We start from the raw sequence: 26,563 nt of genomic DNA, 5'->3' as shown, positions 1-26,563 counted from the left end.
TTAATCGTTGTTCAGACGCTTATCTCAAGGCATTAAATAATATAAATAGAGAATGGAAAACTCACAAAAAGGATTTATCCCAGTAATGCTTACACCTTTTTCAAACAATGGAAATATTGATTATCCTGCACTTACACAATTAACAGAAGTTTATTTACAGGCTGGTGCCGCTGGTTTATTTGCCAATTGTTTATCGAGCGAGATGTTCGAGCTAACGGATGAGGAAAGAATTCAAGCCATAAAACACGTGATAAATGTGGTAGCTGGTGAAGTGCCGGTAATTGCTACTGGAACTTTTGGTGGGCCAATTACCAAACAAGCAGATTTTGTGAAAAGTGTAAACGATACAGGGGTAGAAGCTGTAATTGCAATTACCAGTTTGTTAGCAGATGAAAATGATAGCGATGAAGTTTTTAATGCCAATGTTTTTGACTTACTGAGCCAAACTGATAACATCCCATTAGGATTTTATGAATGCCCTGTTCCTTATAAAAGAGTTTTAAAACCAAGTCAGCTGCAACAATTTGTAGCAACAGATAGATTAATCTATCACAAAGACACAAGTTTAGACCTTAATCAAATCAAAGAGAAATTAGCCCTAACTCAAGGCCATAAATTTGGTTTGTATGATGCCTATATGGTTCACGCCGTCGAATCCTTAAAAGCTGGCTCTGCAGGTTTATCTTGTATACAAGGTAATTACTTTCCAGAATTAATTGTTTGGCTTTGCGACCATTATAATGATGAAAGTTTAGTTGAAGAAGTTGATGTGGTTCAGCAATTTATCATCGATAATATGGATGTCATGCACAATGTTTATCCAATTGTATCAAAGTATTTCCTTCAAAAAAGAGGATTGAATATTTCAACTTATACAAGAAGAGAAGTTGGTTTGTTTACCCCTCAAGTTATTAAAGAAGTAGAAAGTTTGTTTAAGGATTACACAGCATTGCTGAATGACTTTAATATTAAAGTGATTATTTAGAGATCTCGTCATATCGACAGAGCGCAGCGACGAGATAGCTACTAGTTTACTTATCTCAAAGATTTCTCCTATCGTCGAAATGACGCCGACGTCAATTTACCAATGAACTAATGAACCAATGATACAAATGAACCAATAAGCTATTCGTTCAAATACTTCCGCTTATAATCCAACGGTGTCATTCCCGTAACCTTTTTAAAATGCCTATAGAAGTTAGAAACGTTATTAAAACCACAGTTAAAACAAATCATTTCTGTGGGTAATTTATTCTCTATCAGAAACCTACAAGCATGACTTACCCTAATCTCAATTAGAAAATCATAATAAGTCTTTTTAGTCATCAATTTAAAATAGCGACAGAAAGAGGTAATACTTAAATTACTTAAGGAAGCAACTTCTTCTAAAGTGATATCTTTTTTGTAGTTAGATAGGGTGTAGGTACAGATTTTATTAATCCTTAGTGTTTCAGACTCATTAGATTGGTAAAATGTATTTTTGCTGGTAATTAATTCAAATTCGTCTGTTTCGGCTAAAGTTTTTAAAATGGTTAATAAAATGATAATACGCTCTAGGTTGGTAGCGTGAATCGCATCTTCCATCAGCTTTGCTAATTTTTCCTTAGCCTTACCATGAATTATCATCCCACTTTTAGCTTTTTCAAATAACTTAGGGATAAGGTAAGCTTCAGGTAAATTCAACAAATGTTTACCCAAGCAATCTGGTAAAAAATGGATAACCATGGCTTCAACTTTCAAGTCCGGATTATTCTGAAAATATTCTTCCTTACAACGCCAAGTATGAGGTAAATTTTCACCTAATAATACCATCTCATCAGACACAAAATTGCTTATGTTATCTCCAATAAACCGAACACCTTCACCCTTCATGTTATAGTGCAATTCTAACTCCGGATGGTAGTGCCACACATTGCCAAAATCTGGTTTGATATCATGTCGAATACTGAACGAACTTTGTAAAGTAATTGGAACTTTGTGAAAATGAGGTTTCATCGTAAAAAATAAATATTTGGTTTTTTTAGCGGTTCTAAATTTTGCAAATCATATATGCTTAAAAGCTAAAGATAGGTGCTTTTATGATAACATCCTATATTAATTTGGTAAAAACTTAGATAAAATAGTGTTTTTCTTTGTGGAGTTTTGTATATGGCCTCTTTGGCTATAACCAAAATATAAACCGACAAACTCTTTTTATATAAATTGTTTGTTCAGTAATGAATTATGAAACAGGGTGTACTAAAGCAAATCGTATTAGTTTCTAGTGGAGATTTAAGGCTCTCGGCAAATCAAAATTGCTGGGCTGCTCAACTTCAAATGGAAGGTAATTTAACAACCGCAATTGAGAAATTTGGCTGGACTGTTAAACGTGCTCACCCTTACAATTCTACAAAAAAGCATGGCTTCATAGATTCTCAAAGAATGGGGATGGATGTGTTCCATGATATCGACCCAAATCAGCCCTTGATTGTAGCCGAAAGTGTTTGGCAATATTCACATCATGTACTAGCCGGACTTACCACGCATAAAGGTCCAATATTAACAGTTGCAAATTGGAGCGGTCAGTGGCCAGGGTTAGTAGGTATGCTAAATTTAAATGGCTGCTTAACTAAAGCCGGAATTAATTATAGCACATTATGGAGTGAGAACTTTGATGATGACTTTTTTACCGATGGTTTACAAGAATGGTTGTCTACTGGTAAAATCAGTTACGATCAAAGTCACGTTAAAAGCTTTGCGCTCAGTAAAATTCCTTTAGCCGATGAAAAAAAGGGTAGGACCTTTGCTCGTTCCTTAAAGAACAGAAAAGCCATCATGGGTGTTTTTGATGAAGGCTGCATGGGAATGTACAATGCCATTATCCCTGATGAACTTTTGCATAAAACTGGATTCTTTAAAGAGAGATTAAGTCAATCGGCACTTTATGCAGCAATGCTTCAAGTAACTGAAAAGGAAGCTGAGGCCGTTTTAAATTGGTTGTTAAAAAAAGGGATGAAGTTTAATTGGGGAACCAATGAACAAACTGAGTTAACCCAAGCTCAAACTTTAGAGCAGTGCAAAATGTACATCGCAGCGGTTCGCATAGCGGATGAATTTAGTTGCGATACCATAGGAATTCAATATCAACAAGGATTAAAAGATTTAACTGTAGCCAGCGATTTAGTAGAAGGTTTGTTAAACAACGAAGATAGGCCACCAGTTTTCTCACTAGAAGGAAAGGAATTATATGCTAAACAGGCTTTACCTCATTTCAATGAAGTTGATGAATGTGCAGGATTAGATTCTTTGGTAACCTATAAGTTATGGAAAGAATTGGGAATGACAGGTGAAAATACCTTGCATGATATCCGTTGGGGAGAAAATTACAAAGTAGAAGGCATCAATGAATTTGTTTGGCTTTTCTTAATTTCTGGCGCAGCACCAGCAGCTCATTTTATAGATGGTTATAAAGGTGCAAGTAGCGATAGACAGCCAGCAATGTATTTCAGACTGGGAGGCGGAACACTTAAAGGAATAAGCAAACCAGGTTTTATAGTTTGGAGCAGGGTATATGTTTGTGATAACGCCTTACATTGCGATTTAGGTGTTGGAGAAGTTGTAGCTTTACCAATTGAAGAAACAAACAGACGCTGGAAAGAAACAACATCAGAATGGCCAATTATGCATGCTGTTTTAAAAGGCGTTAGTCGCGACCAGATGATGGCTAGACATAAGGCAAACCATATTCAAGTAGTTTATGCAAATTACGAAGCAAGTGCTCATGAAGCTTGTAGGGTTAAAGCTGCCGCGATGGATGAATTAGGAATAACCGTACACTTTTGCGGTGATGTGAATTTGATTAAAAAAAGAAATTGATTAACATGATGAGGTTATTGGGGATATTATTTTTTGTTTTGATAAACGTTAATAATACGTTTGCACAAAAAACTGCTGAGGAAGATAAGGCTGCCTATGTAAAAGTAATTACTGAACGTGCTGCAAAAATTACTGCGGTTTTGGGCATTGATGATAAGGCTAAAGTAGAAAAAGTTACTAATGTAATTAGAGATCAGTACAGTAATTTGAATGATATTTATGCCGCAAGGGATTTGAATATCAAAACCATTAAAGAAAAATACAAAGAGGATAAAGCTGAAAGAGATACAGTATTAGCTAAAGAAAATAGAGCTGTTGATGCTTCCCTAACCAAACTCCATAAAAAATATTTAAAGAATTTATCAGCTCATTTAAACGACAAACAAGTTGAGCAAGTTAAAGACGGAATGACTTATGGAGTTGTGCCACTTACTTACAGAGCTTACCAAGAACAGATATTAACCCTTACAGAAGATCAAAAAAAACAAATTTTGGTTTGGTTAATCGAAGCAAGGGAAAAAGCAATGGATGCAGAATCATCTGATAAAAAGCATGCTTGGTTTGGTAAATATAAAGGCAGGATAAACAACTATTTGTCTGCAGCTGGATATGATTTAAAAAAGGAGGGCGAAGAATGGCAAAAGAGAATAAAGGCAGCTAAAGTGAATTAAAAGCAAAAAAATAAATACAAACTAACCAAATAATATAATATGAACTCAAAAATTTTACGTAAATTTTCATTGTCCTTGCTGCTTATGCTGTTGGCAAGTTCAGTCATCTTTGCTCAAGGCCGAAAGGTTACGGGTAAAGTAATTGAGGCCGACGGATCGCCAATTCCTGGTGTAAACGTTGCGCTTCGAGGCGTTCCTAGTAACGTAAGTACAAATGCACAAGGGGTGTATACCATTCAGGTGTCCTCTGATCAAGATGTGCTTGTGTTTTCTTACGTAGGATATGTACGTCAACAAATTCCGGTAGGAAATAGGAGCACTATCGATGTAACTTTATCCTCTGATAACACTACACTAAATGAAGTTGTGATTAATGTTGGTTATGGTACAAAGAAAAAGAATGAAGCCTTAGGGTCTGTAGCCGTAATTTCAGGAGAAGAACTTCAGGATATACCTGCTCCAAATCTTGCAGCAGCTATGAGGAACAGGATTGCGGGTGTTGGTGTTAGCGTTGCATCTGGTCGTCCTGGTACAACTATTAAGTTGAACATCAGGAATTCTGCAACTTCTCCATCTTTGGTAGGTAATCCTGCTGCAGGTACCGATGAACCACTTTATATTGTGGATGGTATCACTGTATCAAGAGATGCATTTGATAATATCGATGCTTCTATGGTTGAAAGTATGTCTTTTTTGAAAGATGCTTCTGCAGCAATTTATGGTGCATCTGGTGCTAAAGGTGTAGTTTTAGTAACTACTAAAAAAGGTAAAATCGGTAAACCTAGCATCACTTACAATGGCTATGTGGGTGTTTCAGATGCAGCAAAAGAACCTGAGATGCTATCAGGCTATGAACACGCATTATTGTTAAACGACACCTATCGTATTCAGAATGCATCGCTAAATAGTTTCTTTTTGCCAGAAGATTTAGAAACCATCAAAAACCTTAACTATAAAAGTTGGTACGATGAGCTTTGGCAGGCATCATTAACCCAAAGACATAATATCGGTATCCAAGGTGGTACAGAAAAGATTACTTTTTTTGCTGGCGGTAGCTATCAAAGTGAAAATGCCAACTATGCTGGTATGAAATTCGATAAATACGGTTTTAGAAGCGGTGTTGTTGCAAACATTGCTAATGGCTTAAAAGCAGATGTAAACTTTAATGTTGATTATGGCACTAGAGAGCAACACCACAATGCAAATGATCAAGATAATACGTTTTTTGAACGCATCATTAGTATTCCAAGATGGGTGCCAATTAGTATAAATGGTAATTATGTTAATTACAATGCTAATGCCAGTACGCTAAATCCAAAAGCTATAGCAGAGTCTGGTTATTATGATAATAGCAATAGCAAAAGTTATCGCATTAATGCAAGTTTAAGTTATGAACCTACATTTTTAAAAGGACTTACCGCCAGATTTCAAATTTCACAATCTAGTGGCGCTTCTAAATCTACACAGTATATTCCTCCTTATAAACTTTATAACTATATAAGATCTGGAAATAATGGGCAATTGTTCACTGATCAGTTAGTACCTGGTACAACAGCAAATCCAAATGCATCTTTTAGTGAGCCTACAAGTGCAGCCGCTGCAACAATTACACCTGGTATCTCAGAATTTAATAACTACCAAGGATTTTTCACTCTACAATACGCTAAAACTTTTGGCAAGCACTACACAAATTTATTGGTTGGAGCTGAGCAAAGCGAAGGTAATTCTTCAACTTCCGCTGTACGTTATACAAATCAATTAATTCCGGATATTGATCAATATTGGGCATTTGATGCGTCTACATTGGCTCGTCAAAATTTTAGTAGATCTACTTCATCAAAAAGATCATTTTTTGGAAGATTTGACTATGATTTCGACAAAAAATACCTTTTTGAAATGATTGCACGTGTTGATGCTTCATCTCAGTTTGCTACTGGAAACCGATGGGGTATTTCACCGACTGCAGGTATTGGATGGGTAGTTAGTCAGGAAAATTTCTTTAAAAATGCCAAATTCCTAAGTTTCGTAAATTTCTTAAAATTGAAGGTGAACGTTGGTGTTACTGGAGATGATAGGGTTGGAGCACGCTTATGGCAAGATAGGTTCTTGATCGATGTAACCAATGGTTATCTTTATGGTAGCTCAACTCAAAATAGCTTAAACCGATCTCTTTTAGCAAATCCAGATATTACATGGGAGAAAAAAAGAACCTTCAACCTTGGATTAGAGGCTTCTATGTTTGATAATAAATTAGATTTTGGTGTTGAAGTTTTCCAAAATCGTGTTTATGATCAGTTCGATTTAGGTGGAAATAACTTGTACCCACAATATTTCGGTACCGGTGCACCGGTAATCAACTATAGAGAAACTTATAACTGGGGTTCTGAATTTACCATTGGTTATAAAGCTAAGTTGACTACAGATTTAAATCTTAGCGCCAGTATGAATTTCTCTTATGGTAATTCAATCGTGACTAAGACTCTATATGCACCTGGTAATTTATTTAACAATGTTGCTGAAGATTGGTTGATTGGTTTTGGTACAGATCCTCAAGTATATAACTCTAGTAATATCGGCTTAAAAAATATTGGAATGTTCAGAACTCAAGGCGAGGTTGATGCTTGGATGGCAAAATACCCTAATTATAGGATATTCGATAGGGTTCCGCAAGCAGGATGGTTATATTTTGAAGATATCAATAAAGACGGTGTAATTTCTGCTAGTGATATGCAACCAATGTATAAAAACGGAACCAACCCATGGTTGGCATCTGGTATTTCACTAAATTTAAGCTATAAAAACTTTAGTTTAAACACAAATATCAATGCTCAATTTGGTGGTAAAGTTTTCTATGATGGTAGAGCAAGAATTGCTCCATCATCAACAAGAAATGTTTCGTCAATATGGCAAGATCGTTGGACATTGGCCAATCCGAATGAAGGTTGGCTTCCACGCTTTGATGATCCATCGCTTACTAGACAATCTGATTTCTGGGCTGTTAGTGGGACAATGATCCGTATCAATACGATGACATTGAGTTACAAAGCACCTGCAGAATTTGCTAGAAGATTAGGATTGGGTGGTGCACGTTTATTGCTAACAGGAAATAACCTGTGGACAATCGTAAATCCACTTCCTTACAAAGATCCGTATACCTCAAGTGCATACGATTATCCGATGTTAAGAACAATTTCTTTGGGATTAAGTGTTAACTTATAATTTTTGAAAGATGATTAAGCAATTTAAAAACAATATAAAAATAGCTGCACTTATTCTATCGCTAGTGGTAGTTGTGCCAGCTTGTAAAGTAAATAACGATGAATTTTTTCAATTACCTGATACAGAAGGTATAGATGCGGCAATATGGGATAATGAGGGCTCTGTTCAGTTACATTTGAATAGGGTGTATGATGTTGCAATTCCTGCATTTCCTTTACAGGTAGTACCAGATCGTTATGGAACACACATTGCCAGTGATGAGAATTATTTTCCTAATGGTGATGCAAATGCCCAAGCTGCGTTAGGTTTGCAAGGTGTGTTAGGTGTAAACGATGTGAGGGGATTAGTTGGAAATCAATACCGTGGTAATCCTGGGGATAATAAATATTGGGATATTGCTAGGTGTAATGATGCAATCGACAATATTCCATTAGGCACAATGCCTCTAGAAAAACAACGTGTTCTATTGGGACAATACCGTACACTAAGAGCAATGACCTATTTTGAATTGGTTAAAGTTTATGGTGGTGTGCCGTTAATCTTGAGGCAACAATTGGCAAATAGTGTTTACACAGAGGGTAGAAAAAGTGCAAAGGAGTGTTTTGCGGCAATTATCAATGACCTAAATACAGCAATGACTGAACTTGAGGGTTTTGCTCCTGATGACAGTAATGGCAGAGGTAAAATAACTAAGTTAATTGCAGCTTGTATTAAGGCAAAAGTATTATTCTACTGGGCAAGCCCACAATTTAACCCAACCAATGATCCTAAGCATCCTTATGTGGCAGCTAGGTGGACAGAAGCGTTAACTGCAAATAAGGAAGCATATGATTTATGTATGGCGGCTGGAAAAAGGTTGATGCCTAATTACATTGATATTTTCCGTACAGAAGGTACTGCAAATACTGAGGCCATTTTGGTGAGAACTTATTCAAATGCAATTGCTAACAGAGGACATCAAGGCGAACAACGCAATAGGCCTACATCTGAAAGTGGATCATATAATGCAATGTATGTGCCAACTATCAAAATGTTAGATGCTTACCCAATGAAAGATGGAAAACCACGTGGTACTTCTACAGCTTTCCCTTATGATGCGGTAATGTTTTGGCAAAATAGAGACCCAAGATTTGAAGCAACTTTTGCTACAAATGGAAGTGTTTATCCTTTGAGTGGTAATTTGACTAGAAAACAATGGACTTATAATAATGCTGTTTCAGAGTCAAGTGGTAATGCAGTTTATGTGAAACGTTTTACCACGCCTACATTAGCTGCTGGTTCGGTAAACTATACAAATGGTTTGGGTGGAAGTGGAATGGATTGGATCGATTTGAGATTTGCTGAAGTTATGTTAAACTATGCTGATTGCTTAAATGAAACAGGAAGTATTGCGGCAGCAAAAGATTTGGTTAGACAAATTAGAGTAAGAGCTGGTGTTGTTGTAGGCGACTCCGATTATGGATTAGGATTAGCAAATAGTACTGCAGATTTACGTACATTGATTATTGGTGAAAGACAAATTGAATTTGCATTTGAAAATAAGCGTAATGCAGATTTGAGAAGGTCTCGCACCATGCACTTACTTACTGGAAATCTACAGAAATTGGAAATCCAATTAGTTAGTTCGTCGGATAGGGCAGTTCTTGAAGCAGTTACAGGCGGTGTAATGTTTAGAGATAATTTAAATGTTAATGACAAAACGGTTTATACGAAATATTTCAGAAACGTAACTATCACCCCAGTCTTTAATGGCTACTCAATTCCTGAATTTCATTATTTCTATACTTTTCATAACGATTTTGTAAATTTTGGTGCGAACATTTTCACGACAGTGGGATGGCCAGGTGGAACCTTTGACCCACTTGATTAAGATTTAGAAATATAAACTCAGTTTGTCTGATTAAAAAATATTAAAAATGAAAACTAAAAATATTCAAAAGTTATGCCTTCTAGCATTGAGCGTTTTGCTCTTTACGTCTTGTAGCAAGGAGGCTCCAAACATATTTAATATGTTCACCAATGTTTCGGTGACATACAACAGTAGCGATCCGCGTTGTGTTACTGATTATAAATTAATTAATGATAAAGAAGAAGTCTGGATTGATTTTACAATTACTTCTGATAAGGAAGATATGTATTCTTATGTAATTGAAACATCTGCAGGCACAGCTACTCCATCGCGGATCACTACACCGATTACAGACGGCACTAAAAGAAGAAGCTTTTCATTCGTTTACAAAATTCCAGTAACTCAAATGCGTGATGGATTACAAAGCTTCCGTGTTTATCCATTAAATGAAAAAGGAGTTTATATGGGAGATGGATACAAAAAAGTAACAGTTGAACAAAATCCAAGTTATGTAATTCTTGCAAATAGAGACATTTATATGCCAGATACTGTTGCTAAAGTTTTACCGTCATTCTTTTCACTAAGTGATGGTACAACTTATAGTTATACTAATGGGGCTACCAATGCCGCAAAAATAGATTTTGGGATTTACAGAACCGCAGTAAGAGATGGTCAGGGAATTATTACAGGATATGTGCATAATATCTATAATACCAGTGCTCCGGCTACTACATTCCCTATTTATGATGTAAGTACTTGGACAAAAAGATTAACAAAGTTTAGTGCGCCAGTTGCTAGTCAGGGTACAATATTTACAAATAGTGCGTTTTCTGGGTCAACAATAGAAACATTGGCTAAAGCGAGAACGATTAACCTAAACGCTACAACAACTGGTATTACATCAACAAGTGCAGTGTTTTTTCAAACACCAGAAGGAAAATATGGGATGTTATATTTCTTCTTCTTTACCTCTGATATTGATAAAAAACCTTATTGTAACGTAAGTGTTAAAATGCAGAAATAAAATCTTGTAGAAGCTAAACATTGCTTCTCCATTAAAATATTGCTAGATCCAATTAAGAGTGATGGCATTGTAGCTCGGTTTTTAGCATATTTGGTTAGAAGGGACACGAAAGTGTCCCTTTTTTTATGTTTATTTTTATTTGGAAATGTTACATTTATATATGAATTTTATTCTTGTTAATGTTTATCTTGCAACATAGAATGGATTAAGATTGTTACGTGGTAAATAGCCTAATGATAAGATGTTATACTCTTTTGAGAATATAATAGATAAATTAGTAGCTCGAACCCCTTATTTTTGATATATAATATACTTTCTAACCAAAATAAATTTACCTGGACAACCAATTAAGATTAACGAATTTAAATTAAATGCGTACTTTTTGGTCTCTAATGAACAAAACACAAATGAAAAAGAAATTATTAAACCTAGCGTTTTTTGCTTTGTTGATGCTCTCAGCAAATTATTCTTTTGCCCAATATCCTAAAATTCCTGCCGATGTTCAGAAAGCCTCTTCAGATATGATGAAGGAAGCAACTAGGCAATCTGATATTGCATGGGAAAAAGCAAAAGTGATTATCGAAAAAGAAGCTAAACAAGGAAAGCCTTATATTCCTTTTGCTGGTCGTCCAACAGATTTACCTCAATCAGAAATTATTGCCTTTCCAGGTGCAGAAGGTGGTGGCGCTTATAGTTTTGGTGGTAGAGGCGGTAGGGTTATCGTTGTTAAAAACTTAAATGATAGTGGTCCAGGTTCTTTGCGTGATGCATGTGAACAAGGCGGAGCAAGAATTGTTGTTTTCAATGTCGCTGGTATCATCCGCATTAAAACGCCTCTAATTATTCGTGCACCTTATATTACAATTGCTGGTCAAACGGCGCCAGGCGATGGTGTTTGTGTTGCTGGGGAATCAGTATGGATAAATACACATGATGTAATAGTTCGTTTCATGCGCTTTAGAAGAGGCGAAACTTATGTTGGCAGAAGAGATGATGCCATTGGTGGTAATCCGGTAGGTAATATCATGATCGATCACGTTTCCGCAAGTTGGGGCTTAGATGAAAATATGTCTATGTATCGCCATATGTATAACGATAGCACAGGTAAAATTGAAGATAAATTAGCTACAGTAAATATTACTATTCAAAACTCTATTTTTTCTGAGGCTTTAGATACATGGAACCATGCTTTCGGTAGCACATTAGGTGGAGAGAATTGTACGTTCATGCGTAACCTTTGGGCTGATAATGGAGCTAGAAACCCATCCATTGGATGGAATGGTATTTTCAATTTTGCTAATAACGTAATTTTTAACTGGAACAATAGGTCAACAGATGGTGGTGATTACACTGCTTTATATAACATCATTAACAATTACTATAAACCAGGACCAGTAACCGATTTAAAAGACCCAATTAGCTACAGGATTTTAAAGCCAGAATCTGGACGTAGCAAATTGCCTTATGTGGTGTTTGGCCGTGCTTATGTAGATGGAAACATCATTGAGGGTAATGAAAAAGTAACCAAAGACAATTGGAATGGTGGTGTGCAAGTGGAAGATAAAAAAGGAAATTTAATGACTTACGAGCAAGCTCAACCTTATTTTGCAGCTATGCGTGTTAAAAAGCCTTTCCCAATGGCAAAAATTACCCTATTGCCAACTTTAGCTGCTAAGACTTATGTGCTAACTAATGTTGGAGCGAATTTGCCAAAAAGAGACCCGGTTGATACCCGTGTAATTAAACAAGTTCAAACTGGTAAAATCGATTATATTGAAGGGGTGAAATTACCTGAGAAAGATTTCGAACATCGCCGTTTGCCAAAAGATTCATACAAACAAGGTATCATTACAGACATTAGTCAAGTTGGTGGTTATCCGGAATACAAAGGTACTCCTTATAAAGATTCGGATGATGATGGAATGCCAGATGCTTATGAAACTAAAGCTGGCCTTAATCCAAAAGATGCTTCAGATGCAACTAAAATTACTGCAAGTGGTTATTCAAACATCGAAATTTACTTAAATAGTGTAGTTCCTGTAAGTATAGTAAAACCATAATAGGATGCGTAAAATATTTTCTGCAGCAATGCTGATGGGTATAATCAGCTCTGTTAATTTAGCTTTTGCTCAATATCCAGTTATACCAGAGGCGATGGAAAAGAAAGCTGATTCTTTACTTAAAGAAATCGAAAGACTTTCTGAACTTCAGTTTCTTAAAGTTAAACCCATTGTTGATGCTGAGGCAAAATTAGGGAAGCCTTATATTCCTTGGGCAGCAAAACCTAGCGATTTACCTCAGTCAAAACTGTTGGCATTTCCAGGTGCAGAAGGTGGTGGTGCTTATACTTTTGGTGGTAGAGGTGGAAAAGTTTATGTAGTTACCACTTTAGCAGATGCTGGCCCTGGTAGTTTAAGAGAAGCTTGTGAGCAAGGTGGAGCAAGGATTGTTGTTTTCAACGTTTCTGGAATCATCAAATTGAAAACGCCTTTAATCATTAGAGCTCCATACATAACCATTGCTGGACAAAGTGCACCGGGTGATGGAATTTGTGTGGCAGGAGAATCTGTTTGGCTAAATACACATGATGTGGTTATCCGCTTTATGCGTTTCCGTAGAGGAGTAACTGATGTAACTCGTAGAGATGATGCCATTGGCGGTAATCCAGTAGGTAATATCATCATCGACCATGTTTCTGCAAGTTGGGGATTAGATGAAAATATGTCAATTTATCGCCACGTTTACGACCCAAAAGATGGTTCAAAACCAGAAAAATTACCAACCGTTAACGTTACCATTCAAAATTCAATATTTTCTGAAGCTTTAGATACCTATAACCATGCATTTGGTAGTACAATTGGTGGTCTAAACAGTACGTTTATGCGTAACCTTTGGGCTTCAAATATCAGTAGAAATCCTTCTGTTGGCATGTATGGCGATTTTGGCTTCGTAAATAACGTAGTTTTCAATTGGTGGAATCGTAGTGCGGATGGTGGGGATAATGCATCGTTTTATAGTTTTATCAATAATTATTACAAACCTGGGCCAATTACTCCAGCTGGTGAACCAATTTCATACAGAATTTTAAAGCCAGAATCTGGTCGTGATAAAAGATATACAACAACTTTTGGCAAAGCTTACATTACTGGAAACATTGTTGAAGGTAATGCAAGGGTTACCAAGGACAATTGGGATGGTGGCGTGCAACCAGAAGCTAAAGGTGATAAACAAAAATTATTAGACTCAATCAGAACAAGCACACCTTTGCCAATGGCGAAAGTGAGTTTAGTTGATGCGAAACAAGCTTATACTTATGTTTTGGCAAATGCCGGAGCTACTTTACCTAAGAGAGATCCTGTAGATTTAAGGATTGTTGAACAAGTTAAAACAGGTAAAATACAACACGTTGAGGATGGAAAATTACCTGCAAAGCAAAACTATGTAAAGCGCCGTTTAGCAGACGATTCTTACAAAAAAGGTATCATTTCAGACATTGCTCAAGTTGGTGGTTATCCTGAATACAAAGGAACTCCTTATATTGATACTGATAAAGATGGAATGCCAGATGCTTGGGAAACTAAAAATGGTTTAAATCCTAAAGATGCAACCGATGCTGTTAAAATTTCAAAAAATGGTTATGCTAATATCGAAGTTTATCTAAACAGTTTGGTTGAGATTGGAAAAGTTAAACCTTGATGCTTTTGTAATTCTGAGGAACGAAGAATCTCTAAATTTACTCGTCATTGCGAGTCACAGCCTGTCTCGACTTTTCGGGAAAGCAATCTTAAAGCGATTGACAAAAAGAATTAAAAACAGATGTTAAATAATAACCAAACATATAAACTAAAACTTTTTAAGCTAAATCTGTATTTGGTTTTGTTTTTTGTTGCGTTAACCTTCTCTGCAACTGCTCAAAACAAAAAAGTAGAATTGCCTCCAAAACCAATCTTTAAAGGTAAAGATGGCAAATTAGCATACACTCAAGATGCTCAAGGAAATAGAATTGTAGATTTTTCTTACAGTGGTTACATGGCAGGAGAACAAGCTATTCCAAATGCGATTATCAAAGCTAAAGTTCCTTTAATTACTGGCGATGCAACAAATCATATTCAATCTGCCTTAGATTACGTTTCGAATCTCCCAATGGGAAAAAATGGAATTCGTGGTGCCGTTTTGTTAGAAAAAGGTATTTATAAAGTTGCAGGGATTCTGAAAATCAAAGCTTCTGGCGTTATTCTTCGTGGTAGCGGAATGGGAGCAAATGGCACATTAATTCAAGCTTCTGGTTTAGACAGGTTAGGTGTAATTAGAATTTTAGGCACAGCCGATAAAATAGAAGAAACTCAAATTGCAATACCAGATGAATATGTTCCTGTTAACGCAATGAAGTTTTCTGTTGCCAATGCAGGCAGTCTTAAAGTTGGAGATAATATATTCATACATCGTCCATCTACAAAAAACTGGATTGAGATTTTAAAAACTGCAGAATTTGGAGGTGGTGAAAGTGCATTGGGTTGGAAACCTAATACAAGGGATATTCACTGGGATAGAAAAATCATCAGCATTGCTGAAAATGAAATTACTATTGATGCACCAATAACAACTGCTTTAGATGCAAAATACGGAGGCGCTACTATTTCAAAGTACAAATGGGATGGAAGAATAAGTCAAGTTGGGGTTGAGAATTTAAAAATCCAATCAGATTACCATAAAGAAAATTTAAAGGACGAATACCATCGTTGGAATGCCATTTCCTTAGAAAATGTGCAAGATGCTTGGGTTCGTCAAGTTGTATTTGAGCATTTTGCGGGTTCTGCAGTTAACATTTTAGAAACTGCTAAAAGAATTACAGTTGAGGATTGTAAATCATTGGCGCCAATCTCTGAAATTGGTGGCGAAAGAAGAAATACATTTTTCACTGCTGGTCAGCAAACACTTTTCCAAAGAATTTATGCTGAATATGGGATGCATGATTTTGCTGTAGGTTTTTGTGCACCAGGACCAAATGCTTTTGTACAATGTCAATCTACATTACCATTTAGTTTTAGCGGTGCAATAGACAGTTGGGCATCAGGTATTTTATTTGACATTGTAAATGTTGATGGTCAGGCTTTAAGCTTCATGAACAGGGGGCAAGATGGACAAGGAGCAGGTTGGGCAGCTGCAAATTCTGTTTTTTGGCAATGCAGTGCTGCAAGAGTAGATAATTATCAACCACCAACAGCTCAAAATTGGGCTTTTGGAACTTGGGCACAGTTTGCTGGAGATGGTTATTGGGATATGTCTAACGAGCAGATTCAACCTAGAAGTTTTTATTATGCCCAATTAAAAGATAGAATTGGAAATGACGCAGATGCACGTAATATCGTACTCCCTGTAGAAACCGAGGCTTCAAGTAGTCCGCCTGTAGACGTAGCTCAAAAACTAACCAAACTTGCTGTTATACCTGCTTTAACTCTAGTGGAGTTTATAGATAAAGCTTCGACTAGAAACCCAATTCCTGTTGCTGAAAATATAAAGCCCACTGAGACTTATCAAATTAACACAATTGTAAAGCCAACAATGGCTGCTGTAATGTCTATTAAAAATGGTTGGTTAGTTCGTGGTGATGAACTTGTAATAGGTAACAGACAAGATGTACAATGGTGGAGTGGTAGTGCAAGACCTCATGGTATAAAAAATAGCAAAGCCCATATCACTCGTTTTGTTCCTGGTCGTTCTGGAAAAGGGTTAACCGATGATTTAGATGCAATGACAGATTCGATGAAAAATGGTTCTGTTAAAATATTGGAACATAATTATGGGCTTTGGTACGATAGAAGAAGAGATGACCATGAACGCATTCGTCGTATGGATGGAGATGTTTGGGCTCCATTTTATGAACTGCCATTTGCACGTAGCGGACAAGATAAAGCTTGGGATGGTCTAAGTAAGTACGATATCACAAAATATAACCTTTGGTATTGGGATAGGCTAAAAACTTTTGCCAATCTGGCCGACCAAAAAGGTTTGGTTTTAATTCACGAAAACTATTTTCAGCATAATATAATTGAAGCAGGTGCGCATTATGCAGACTTTCCTTGGCGTACAGCAAATAACATTAACAATACTGGTTTCCCTGAACCGGTTCCTTACGCTGGCGATAAACGCATATTTATGGCAGAGCAGTTTTATGATGTAACTGACCCATTTAGAAGAAAAATTCATAAGGCATATATCTACAAATGTTTAGAAAATTTTAAGGGTAATAATGGCGTTATCCAATTAATTGGAGCAGAATTTACAGGGCCTTTACATTTTGTACAATTTTGGATTGACACAATTAAAGAATGGGAAAAGGAAACTGGCAAACATCCAATTATTGGTTTAAGTGTTACTAAAGATGTTCAAGATGCAATCCTAGCAGACCCAAATAGAGCAAGCGTTGTAGATTTAATTGATATCAGGTACTGGCATTATCAAGAAGATGGAACTGCTTATGCGCCACAAGGTGGACAGAATTTAGCACCTAGACAACATGCTCGTTTGTTAAAACCTAAAAAGACTTCTTTTGAACAAGTTTATCACGCAGTTGCGGAATACAAAACAAAATTCCCTAACAAAGCGGTAATTTATTCTGGCGATAATTTTGATAGCTATGGCTGGGAAATTTTAATGGCTGGAGGTTCTTTGTCGAATGTTTCGGGCATCAGCTCTGATAACCTAACATTAGCGGCAACAATGAAACCATTTTTACTTGGAACAACCAAGCAATACGGATTGGCAAATGCTGGTAAAGCCTACATTTTGTACAATGCATCGGCGGATGCCATAAACCTAGATTTAACTAAAGCCACAGGAACTTTTACCTTAAAAATTCAGAGTACAAGAAATGGCTCAATTTTAAAAGAAGAGAAGGTAAATGCAGGCTCAATCATCAAAATAAATAAAGTTGGTAATGGTGATGAAGTCATCATCCTTAATAAAATTTAACTTATGAAGCTAAGACAGATAATTTTAGTCCTTGTAATTGCACTTACTATTTATAGTTGCACCCAAGAAAAGAAAGTAGAAAGAATAATTTCTAAAGACCCTAAAAGTCTACAGATATCTGAAAATAAGAGGTATATAATGACTGGAGATGGTAAACCTTTTTTCTGGTTAGGAGACACTGGTTGGTTATTGTTCAATAGGTTAACTAGGGAAGAAGCCGTTAAATATTTAGAAGACCGTAAGCAAAAGGGCTTTAATGTTGTACAAGCAATGGTTTTGCATGACGTGCCTTCTAGAAATGTTTACTTAGATTCTTCGTTGGTGCATGCAGATGTTTCAAAACCAGCAATTACCGAAGGCAATGATTTTAAAGATTCATTGCAATACGATTATTGGGACCATATCGATTATATAGTTGATGAGGCTGCAAAAAGAGGGATTTATATGGCGATGGTTCCTGTGTGGGGTACAAATGTTAAGGATAAAAGAGTAAAAGAAGCTCAAGCTGGTCCATATGCTAAATTTTTGGCTACCAGATATAAAGATAAATGGAATATCATTTGGTTAAACGGTGGAGATATTAGAGGTAGTGATCAAATGAAGGTTTGGAAAGCAATCGGCGAAAACCTAAGGGCAAATGACCCCAATCATTTAATTACTTTCCACCCAAGGGGAAGAACGGCTTCATCTGATTGGTTTCACAATGCAAGTTGGATGGATTTTAATATGGTGCAATCAGGACATAGAAACTACATTCAAGATACGATTAAGAGTGAGAAAAATCATTTTGGACCAGATAACTGGAAATACATTGATGTTGATTATAACTTAAAACCTATCAAACCAACAATTGATGGAGAGCCATCTTATGAGGACATTCCTTATGGATTGCATGACCCAAGTAAACCAAGATGGAATGACAGCGATGTAAGAAGATATGGTTATTGGTCGGTTTTTGCTGGTGCATTTGGCTACACTTACGGACATAACTCTATCATGCAGTTCTATAAAAAGACTGACCCAAAACCAGCTTATGGCCCCCATGACGAGTGGTTTGTAGCTATCAATTCTCCTGGCGCAAAACAAATGATTCATTTAAAAAATTTGATGTTATCTCGTTCTTTCTTTGACAGAGTTCCAGATCAAACTGTAATTGCTGGTACAAATGGCGAAAGATATGAAAGAGTGATTGCCACAAGAGGAAAAGATTATGTAATGGCTTATACTTATACTGGAAGAGATTTCAGTGTTAATATGGGTAAAATAGATGGGGCTAAAGTTAAGGCATCATGGTACGACCCAAGAACTGGTAAATCTACAGTTATTGGCGAAATAGAAAATATAGGTGTGCATAATTTCAATCCGCCAGCAGAACCAAAAGATGGTAATGATTGGGTTTTAATATTGGATAAAATATAAGGTAGAGGGTTGGAAGGTTGAGGGTTTAAATTTGATAAAATAACCACCCCGCCTTTTAGGCACCCCTCCAGAGGAGGAGAATGGATGTTGCATAAAGCGTGTTGCAAAACTATGTGGGGAAATTCCCCTCTTTTAGAGGGGTGGTCGAAGACCGGGGTGTTTAAAAAGATGTAAATAATAGTGTCAAAAACAAAGTTCATATCATCATTTCATATAGCCATAATCGGCTTGGTTTGTTGTGCATTAACTTCTTGCTCTAAATATGCTTACGTTTTTACTTCATTCCACGAACCAGCGAATGAAGGGTTAAGACTTTTATATGCTAAGGATGGTTTGCACTGGACCGATTTGAACAAAATATTTCTAAAACCAGCCGTTGGTACACAAAAAATTATGCGTGACCCATCTATTGTTCAAGGGCCAGATGGTACTTTTCATTTGGTTTGGACTTGCAGTTGGAAAGGCGATAATGGATTTGGTTATGCTAGTTCTAAAGACTTGAAAAATTGGAGTGAGCAAAAATTCATTCCTGTTATGCAAAAAGAACCTACAACGGTTAATGTTTGGGCACCAGAGATTTTTTATGATGATGAAAATTCACAATTTATTATCATTTGGGCTTCAACAATTCCTTTTCGTTTTCCAAAGGGGATTGAAGATGAGGATAATAACCATAGGATGTATTCTATTACAACAAAAGATTTTAAAACCTTCTCTGAGCCTAAGTTATTCCTAGACCTTGGTTTTAGTGTAATAGATGCTGTAATCGTAAAAAGGGCAGTAAAGGATTATGTGTTGGTTTTAAAGGATAACACCCGCCCAAATAGAAATTTAAAGATTGCCTTTAGTGATCATGCTTTAGGTCCTTACACTAACATTTCAGAGAGTTTTAGTCCGAAATTAACAGAAGGACCAACAGTTTTAAGACAAGGAAATAAGTATTTGATTTATTATGATGCTTATGGCGATAAAAAATATACGACATTAAAAACATACGATTTTAAGAATTTTGAAGACATCAGTTCATCAACCACCATTCCAGAAGGACATAAACACGGAACGGTAATGAGGGTAGAGAAGAAGATTTTGAGGAACTTGAAGAAATAAAAACGCGTCATTGCGAGGAGGTACGACGAAGCAATCTGCTAGTGCGTTGGGAACAAAGTGAAGAATGCAATTAGTCCACCACACTAGCAGATTGCTTCGGGTGGTGAAGAACCAACCCTCGCAATGACGATTTAACTAAAAAAGAATGAAATTGAATAAAATATATATCATCTTATTCTTCGTTTTTGCGATACAAAGTTCGCAGGCGCAAGATACTATACGTTATACTGGCAAAACCTTGGTTAATGCAGATTATCATCATGGGCAGCTTACACCTGTGGTTGGCGTACATAGCATTCAAACTTTTAGAGCAAATCGTGAGCATCCAGAATTGGCAGAAAACTTTGGTTGGACTTACAACCACGCTCCGATGTTAGCTTATTGGAACAATAAATTTTATGTAGAATATTTGAGTGATAAAGTTGGAGAAAGTATCCCGCCAGGACAAACTTTATTACAAAGCAGTGCTGATGGTTATACTTGGACAAAACCAGAAGTGATTTTTCCTATTTACCGAATTACAGATGGAACTAAAAAAGCTGGAAGAGATGATGTAGCAAAAGATTTAGATGCCGTTATGCACCAAAGAATGGGATTTTATGTTTCTACAAAAAACGTGTTTCTGGTTTTAGGTTTTTATGCCATCAGCTTTGATGCAAAAGACGACCCAAATGATGGCAATGGAATTGGTAGAGCTGTAAGAGAAATTCAGTCAGATGGCAAATACGGACCTATCTATTTTATACATTATAATCCAAATTGGTCGGAGAAAAACACATTATATCCATTATACACCAAAAGCAAAAATAAAGCTTTTGTTGAAGCTTGTAACGAATTGCTGACTAATCAATTAATGACACAGCAGTGGAATGAAGAAGCCGATAGAAAAGACCCATTAATTACTTTACAAAAGCAATATAAAGCCTTCAATTATTATCATTTAAATGATGGCAGAGTAGTTGGTTTATGGAAAAATGCATTAACGGCAATTAGTACAGACAATGGTAAAACTTGGCCGGAAAATGCAAGTAGAGCACCTGGCTTTGTAAATAGTAATGCAAAATTTTGGGGGCAAAGAACAGCTGATGGAAACTTTGCAACGGTCTACAATCCCTCAGAATACAGATGGCCATTGGCAATTTCTACTAGTAAAAACGGACTGGAGTATACTAATCTATTATTGGTTAATGGTGAAGTATCGCCTATGCGTTACGGTGGTAACTACAAATCTTACGGTCCACAATATGTACGTGGAATTATTGAAGGAAATGGTAAGCCTGCAGATGGTAAATTATGGGTTACTTATAGCATGAACAAGGAAGATATTTGGGTTTCGTCAATTCCATTGCCAGTTTCAGAAATTGTTAAGCAACAAGTTGATGATGATTTTTCAAAACTTCTGGCAGGAAAGGAATTGGAATTGTGGAATATTTACAGTCCGCTTTGGGCACCAGTAAAAGTAGAAAACAAAACATTGGTTCTAAAAGATAAAGACCCATTTGATTACGCAAAAGCGGAAAGAGTTTTTCCTGCTGCTTCAAAGGTTGTTACTCAATTTTCAATAACACCCAAACAAGATAGTTTCGGACAAATGGAAATTGAATTGCAAGATGCAAAAGGAATGGCCGCTGTTCGTTTAACATTTGATTCTACTGGAACTTTAAGTGCAAAAGCTGGCGCTCGTTACAAAAACTTTATGACATACAAAGCTGGAGAAAGTTATGATATTAAAATCAAGCTTGATGCTTTTACCAGATTTTACACCATTACAGTAAATGGAAAAGACGTGTTAACGAGTTTGGCTTTTCAACCCGTAGCTGAAGTTTCAAGAATTGTATTTAGAACAGGAGAGGTTCGTCGTTTTCCTGATGTTGATACACCTGCCGACCAAACTTATGATTTGCCAAAAGCTGGCGAGAGCGAAAAGAATGAAGCAGCTTATGCTATTAAATATTTAAAAACGGGGAAATGGTAGTGAATCTAAAAAAGTGCGTCATTGCGAGTTTTCGATTTTTCATCGAAGCGAAGCAATCTGCTATGAGCGATGGGAAATCACAGAAACCCAACACACCAGCAGATTGCTTCGGCTTTGAAAAAAAGCCTCGCAATGACGCACTGGATGAAGCAATCTCACAGAAGTTTTCGTCATTGCGAGGAGGAACGACGAAGCAATCTGCTTTGTGGGCTGGACTTATGTTGTTAATTACTTTATTCTCGTTCTCCGCCAATGCGAAAATATTATTACCTCAAATTTTAGGAAATGATATGGTTTTGCAACGAGATAAACCCATCAATATTTGGGGATTTGGAGCTGTTGGAGAAAAAGTAACAGTAAGTTTTGCCGGACAAACAAAAACTACGGTTACAGATGATAAAGGAAATTGGATTGTTGTTTTATCTCCATTGAAAACATCAGCTACGCCACAAAAAATGACTATATCTGGTAGTAATAAAATTGAATTGACAAATATTCTAGTTGGCGAAGTTTGGTTATGCTCTGGTCAATCTAATATGGAGTACGCGATGCGGAAATTGGCCAAAATCCCGAAACCGAAAAATGAAAAGCTAGGTTTTCCATCAGATGCGGTGGTAAAGGCAAAAAACACTCAAATCAGAATATTCTTGGTGAATAGAAAAGCTTTAATTAAGCCAGATTCAGTTCATAAAAGTTGGGCATTGGCGGAAGATTCAGCCTTGCGAAATTTTTCTGCCGTAGGCTATTTTTTCGCTAAAGAATTACAAGAAAAATTAGGTATTCCTATCGGTGTAATTTCATCGGCTGTGCCAGGAAGTGCTATTGAACCTTGGATTTCTAATGAAGCCTTCGCTAATGAACCATTTTTTAAAGAACAGAAGGTTGGCAACGACCCAGGTAAGTTTTATATACCAATGGTTGAGCCTTTAACCAAATTCGCTTTGAGAGGAGTTTTATGGTACCAAGGCGAAACGAACTGCTTTTTGAATGAAACTATATCCTATTCGTATAAAATGAAGGCTTTAATAACGAGTTGGAGAAAAGCTTGGAAAGATGAAAATATGCCATTTTACTATGTGCAAATTGCGCCATTCGATTATAGCAAGCAAAAAAGTGATAAGGTTATACTTACTGCTGATACAGAACCAAATTTTTGGGAAGCGCAAACACAACTTTTACGTTTGCCGAATACTGGAATGATATCAACTTCTGATTTAAATGATAATGGAGGAGATTTGCACCCAACTTATAAATGGGAGGTTGGAAGAAGGTTATCGCTTTGGGCTTTGGCAAAAACATACAATCAAAAGATTGATTATTCTGGTCCGATTTATAAATCCGTTAGTTTTAAAAATGATATTGCAACTCTAACATTCGACCAAATAAATTTGACTGTGAAATCAGATAATCATAAACGAGTATATAGTGGATTTGAAGTTGCTGGAATGGACGGTAAATTTTATCCTGCTGATGGATTTCCAATGGAAAACAGTGCAACCCAGATATGGTTAAGCTCATCTAATGTTAAGAAACCAATAGCAGTTAGGTATAACTGGACAGAAAATCCATCAGGTAATTTTTATAGTAACGGTTTACCTGCATTACCTTTTAGAACAAATAATCCATTAACCAATCAATTTAAAACCAATTAATGAAAAGCAGATTCATCATTTTCTTGTGTTTAATATCAATGATTTTCGTTGCAAATGCACAGGAAACAGAACGATTAATGTTATCTGGAACTGGTAATGACAAAACCGTTAACTGGGATTTTTTCTGTACAGCAGGTGCAAATTCTGGTAAATGGACAACCATTCCTGTGCCTTCAAATTGGGAATTACAGGGTTTTGGTAAATATAATTATGGTTTCGATAAAGATACGTTAAGGGGAAAAGAGCAAGGTCTATACAAATACAAATTTGCTGTTCCTACCGGATGGAAAGGCAAACAAATCAATATTGTTTTTGAGGGTTCGATGACAGATACCGAGGTTAAGATTAATGGTAAATCTGCAGGAGCTATTCATCAAGGTTCGTTTTATGTTTTTAAGTATGATATCTCTAAACTTTTAAAAACAGGAGATAATTTGCTTGAAGTAAAAGTATCTAAACACTCTTCCAATCAATCGGTTAACAATGCAGAGCGCAAAGCTGATTTTTGGATTTTCGGCGGTATTTTTAGACCTGTTTATTTAGAAGCATTGCCAAAAGCCCATATCCAAAGAGTTCAGCTAAATGCAAAAACAGATGGCTTTTTCGAAGCAAATATATATGCCACAAAAGGAGCTGACAAAGTTTCAATTCAACTATATGATAATCTTGGAGCAGCATACGGAGAAGTTATTGATGCTGAAATTGAAAATCAAATCAGAATTCAACGCGATTTTGTGAACCCTCAATTATGGTCAACGGAGTTCCCGAATTTATACACGGCAAAATTTACTTTGTATAAAGGAAATCAAATCGTCCATACCATTTCTAAAAAAATTGGCTTTAGAACGGTTGAAGTAAAAGAACGCGATGGTGTTTACATCAATGGAGTGAAAATGAAGTTTAAAGGTGTAAATCGTCATTCATTTTATCCATCATCTGGCAGAACTACGAGTAAATCTATCAGCATTGCTGATGTGAAGTTGATGAAGGAAATGAATATGAATGCTGTTCGGATGGCTCATTATCCTCCAGATGGCCACTTTTTAGATGTTTGTGACTCACTTGGTTTATTTGTAATGGACGAATTAGCAGGCTGGCACGGCAACTACGATACAAAAACTGGGACAAAATTATTAGGAGAAATGATGGAAAACGATGAAAATCATCCGTCAATTGTATTTTGGGCAAATGGAAATGAAGGTGGTCATAATAGGGAATTAGACCATTTATTTGATGAACAAGATATTCAGAAACGCCCATTAATTCATCCTTGGGAAGTTTTTAATGGCTTTGAAACTACTCATTATCGTGATTACAATTACGGAATTGGAAATTACGATTACGGACACAATATTTTAATGCCAACTGAGTTTTTACATGGAATGTGGGATGGCGGTCACGGTGCAGGTTTAGAAGATTACTGGAAGGCAATGTGGAACAATCCATTATCTGCTGGTGGTTTTCTATGGGATTTTGCAGACCAAGGTGTAGTGAGAGTGGATAAAAATGGTTTCATCGATACAGATGGAAATCACGGACCAGATGGAATTGTTGGGCCTTACCACGAAAAAGAAGGAAGTTTTTACACGATAAAAGAAGTTTGGAGCCCAATCTATTTTGAGCATAGAGAAATGACAGGAGGTTTTGATGGTTCATTTAATGTGGAAAACCGATATGCATTCACAAATTTAAATCAGTGTACATTTAGTTATAAGCTATCAAGTTTTAATTCTACAGATAGGATAGAGACTGAAGGCGCAATTGAAGCACCTACTATAAAACCATTAGAAAAAGGTATTTTAAAAATTAATCTTCCAAAAAGTTGGAGAAATTTTGAGGTTTTATATGTTACAGCTAAATCGCCCAGTGGTGAAACCATTTTTACTTGGAGTTTCCCAATCACGTTACCTAAAGAAGAGATAAATAAATTGGTAGTTAAAACGGGAAAATCAAAAGTTAACGTTGTAAATAATACATCAACTTATGCCGTTTCGGCAAATGGAATTGATGTGGTTTTCGATAAAACCACCGGTTTATTGCAAAAAGTTAAAAATGCAAATGGCGAAGTTCCATTTACAAATGGGCCGATTTTACAAGAAGGGGTAAATAACTTCAAAAACTTCACTCATAAAATAATTGGAGATACTGTAGTCATTTCATCAACTTTTGAACGTAAGGAGAACTTTAATACACTGGAGTGGACAATTTATCCTTCTGGAATCGTTAAAATGCAGGTTAAATATTTTCCATTAGCTTACTTCACCACATTTGTGGGAATGAATTTTTCTTATCCAGAAACTGAGATAAAAGGTGTTGAATATAAAGGAAACGGTCCTAATCGCGTTTGGAAAAACAGGATGAAAGGAAATCAGTTTGGGGTTTGGAATAAAAGCTATAATACTTCTGCAACTGGCGAACCTCCATTTTTATATCCAGAGTTTAAAGGTTATTATTCGAATATGTATTGGTGTAAATTTATTGGAAAGTCTAATTCGTTTAAAGTTTATACTGACCAAGAAGATATTTTCTTTAGGTTATTTACACCAAAAAAATCAAAGGATACCGAGTGGGATAATATGAACCCAACTTTCCCTAATGGGGATATTTCATTTTTAAACGGAATATCAGCTATTGGAACGAAAACCCAAAAACCTGAAACAACTGGTCCGATGGGAATGAAACACGTATTTTATGATTTTGAGAAAGAACCAGCAAGGGCATTGGATATGACTTTGTATTTTGATTTTAGCGGGAACTAAGTGCGTCATTGCGAGGCACGAAGCAATCTGCTTGTGGGAAAGGTAGCGAGGTGGAAAGCGT

The 26,563-nt window shown here is 36.3% G+C and carries 15 protein-coding genes; 14 read left to right on the top strand and 1 reads right to left on the bottom strand.

From position 1 onward, the window contains the following. The first annotated feature begins 52 nt into the window (after window positions 1-52). A complete protein-coding gene (locus R2Q59_RS07265) occupies window positions 53-985 on the top strand; it encodes a dihydrodipicolinate synthase family protein (RefSeq protein WP_316784787.1) in 933 nt (310 codons plus the stop codon). A gap of 140 nt (window positions 986-1,125) precedes the next feature. Here the strand turns inward: R2Q59_RS07265 and R2Q59_RS07260 are convergent, their stop codons facing one another. Next, a complete protein-coding gene (locus R2Q59_RS07260) occupies window positions 1,126-1,995 on the bottom strand; it encodes an AraC family transcriptional regulator (RefSeq protein ID WP_316767398.1) in 870 nt (289 codons plus the stop codon). Window positions 1,996-2,223: 228 nt separating this feature from the next. Between R2Q59_RS07260 and R2Q59_RS07255 the strand changes: the two genes are divergently transcribed. The 13 genes from R2Q59_RS07255 to R2Q59_RS07195 all read left to right on the top strand — a co-directional run bounded on the left by R2Q59_RS07255 (window position 2,224) and on the right by R2Q59_RS07195 (window position 26,502). Further along, window positions 2,224-3,855, top strand: coding sequence for a fucose isomerase (locus R2Q59_RS07255; RefSeq protein ID WP_316784785.1), 1,632 nt, complete (start codon window positions 2,224-2,226; stop codon window positions 3,853-3,855). A gap of 5 nt (window positions 3,856-3,860) precedes the next feature. After that, entirely contained in the window at window positions 3,861-4,526 is a 666-nt protein-coding gene (locus R2Q59_RS07250; RefSeq protein WP_316784784.1) for a DUF3826 domain-containing protein, read from the top strand. A gap of 39 nt (window positions 4,527-4,565) precedes the next feature. Continuing rightward, window positions 4,566-7,745 carry a SusC/RagA family TonB-linked outer membrane protein gene (locus R2Q59_RS07245; protein ID WP_316767392.1) on the top strand — a complete coding sequence of 1,060 codons (3,180 nt, stop codon included), beginning with the start codon at window positions 4,566-4,568 and terminating at the stop codon, window positions 7,743-7,745. A 10-nt stretch (window positions 7,746-7,755) separates the two neighbouring features. Beyond that, the gene (locus R2Q59_RS07240) at window positions 7,756-9,615 is read left to right on the top strand and encodes a RagB/SusD family nutrient uptake outer membrane protein (protein WP_316767390.1); all 1,860 of its coding nucleotides are present in this window, start codon (window positions 7,756-7,758) and stop codon (window positions 9,613-9,615) included. 46 nt (window positions 9,616-9,661) lie between these two features. After that, on the top strand, window positions 9,662-10,618 hold the full coding sequence (locus R2Q59_RS07235; protein WP_316767388.1) for a hypothetical protein: 957 nt from the start codon (window positions 9,662-9,664) through the stop codon (window positions 10,616-10,618). Between the two features lie 407 nt (window positions 10,619-11,025). Beyond that, window positions 11,026-12,678 carry a polysaccharide lyase gene (locus R2Q59_RS07230; protein ID WP_316784782.1) on the top strand — a complete coding sequence of 551 codons (1,653 nt, stop codon included), beginning with the start codon at window positions 11,026-11,028 and terminating at the stop codon, window positions 12,676-12,678. A 4-nt stretch (window positions 12,679-12,682) separates the two neighbouring features. Beyond that, on the top strand, window positions 12,683-14,314 hold the full coding sequence (locus R2Q59_RS07225) for a polysaccharide lyase (protein ID WP_316784780.1): 1,632 nt from the start codon (window positions 12,683-12,685) through the stop codon (window positions 14,312-14,314). Between the two features lie 120 nt (window positions 14,315-14,434). Then, on the top strand, window positions 14,435-17,590 hold the full coding sequence (locus R2Q59_RS07220; protein WP_316784778.1) for a DUF6298 domain-containing protein: 3,156 nt from the start codon (window positions 14,435-14,437) through the stop codon (window positions 17,588-17,590). A gap of 3 nt (window positions 17,591-17,593) precedes the next feature. Next, window positions 17,594-19,009: a glycoside hydrolase family 140 protein gene (locus tag R2Q59_RS07215; protein WP_316784776.1), complete on the top strand. Its 1,416-nt coding sequence runs from the start codon at window positions 17,594-17,596 to the stop codon at window positions 19,007-19,009. 180 nt (window positions 19,010-19,189) lie between these two features. Then, the gene (locus tag R2Q59_RS07210; RefSeq protein ID WP_316784774.1) at window positions 19,190-20,116 is read left to right on the top strand and encodes a glycoside hydrolase family 43 protein; all 927 of its coding nucleotides are present in this window, start codon (window positions 19,190-19,192) and stop codon (window positions 20,114-20,116) included. Between the two features lie 145 nt (window positions 20,117-20,261). Continuing rightward, window positions 20,262-22,091 carry a six-hairpin glycosidase gene (locus tag R2Q59_RS07205; protein WP_316784772.1) on the top strand — a complete coding sequence of 610 codons (1,830 nt, stop codon included), beginning with the start codon at window positions 20,262-20,264 and terminating at the stop codon, window positions 22,089-22,091. A gap of 62 nt (window positions 22,092-22,153) precedes the next feature. Continuing rightward, window positions 22,154-23,743 (top strand): sialate O-acetylesterase, encoded by a 1,590-nt coding sequence (locus R2Q59_RS07200; protein WP_316784770.1) that lies wholly within the window; start codon window positions 22,154-22,156, stop codon window positions 23,741-23,743. Continuing rightward, window positions 23,743-26,502 (top strand): glycoside hydrolase family 2 protein, encoded by a 2,760-nt coding sequence (locus R2Q59_RS07195; protein WP_316784768.1) that lies wholly within the window; start codon window positions 23,743-23,745, stop codon window positions 26,500-26,502. Before R2Q59_RS07200 ends, R2Q59_RS07195 begins: the two co-directional genes overlap by 1 nt. Window positions 26,503-26,563 lie beyond the last annotated feature (61 nt).

Origin of the sequence: Pedobacter frigiditerrae, from assembly GCF_032678705.1 — a bacterium.
Lineage (GTDB): Bacteria > Bacteroidota > Bacteroidia > Sphingobacteriales > Sphingobacteriaceae > Pedobacter > Pedobacter frigiditerrae_A.
Note: the sequence above shows the minus strand (reverse complement) of the source record. Positions and strands in the feature narration are given on the sequence as shown.

Coding starts and splice junctions, on each gene's coding strand:
- R2Q59_RS07245 (WP_316767392.1), top strand. CDS start 4,566: ATGAACTCAAAAATTTTACGTAAATTTTCATTGTCCTTGCTGCTTATG.
- R2Q59_RS07205 (WP_316784772.1), top strand. CDS start 20,262: ATGAAATTGAATAAAATATATATCATCTTATTCTTCGTTTTTGCGATA.
- R2Q59_RS07220 (WP_316784778.1), top strand. CDS start 14,435: ATGTTAAATAATAACCAAACATATAAACTAAAACTTTTTAAGCTAAAT.
- R2Q59_RS07235 (WP_316767388.1), top strand. CDS start 9,662: ATGAAAACTAAAAATATTCAAAAGTTATGCCTTCTAGCATTGAGCGTT.
- R2Q59_RS07260 (WP_316767398.1), bottom strand. CDS start 1,995: ATGAAACCTCATTTTCACAAAGTTCCAATTACTTTACAAAGTTCGTTC.
- R2Q59_RS07250 (WP_316784784.1), top strand. CDS start 3,861: ATGATGAGGTTATTGGGGATATTATTTTTTGTTTTGATAAACGTTAAT.
- R2Q59_RS07195 (WP_316784768.1), top strand. CDS start 23,743: ATGAAAAGCAGATTCATCATTTTCTTGTGTTTAATATCAATGATTTTC.
- R2Q59_RS07240 (WP_316767390.1), top strand. CDS start 7,756: ATGATTAAGCAATTTAAAAACAATATAAAAATAGCTGCACTTATTCTA.
- R2Q59_RS07225 (WP_316784780.1), top strand. CDS start 12,683: ATGCGTAAAATATTTTCTGCAGCAATGCTGATGGGTATAATCAGCTCT.
- R2Q59_RS07215 (WP_316784776.1), top strand. CDS start 17,594: ATGAAGCTAAGACAGATAATTTTAGTCCTTGTAATTGCACTTACTATT.
- R2Q59_RS07265 (WP_316784787.1), top strand. CDS start 53: ATGGAAAACTCACAAAAAGGATTTATCCCAGTAATGCTTACACCTTTT.
- R2Q59_RS07255 (WP_316784785.1), top strand. CDS start 2,224: ATGAAACAGGGTGTACTAAAGCAAATCGTATTAGTTTCTAGTGGAGAT.
- R2Q59_RS07200 (WP_316784770.1), top strand. CDS start 22,154: ATGAGCGATGGGAAATCACAGAAACCCAACACACCAGCAGATTGCTTC.
- R2Q59_RS07230 (WP_316784782.1), top strand. CDS start 11,026: ATGAAAAAGAAATTATTAAACCTAGCGTTTTTTGCTTTGTTGATGCTC.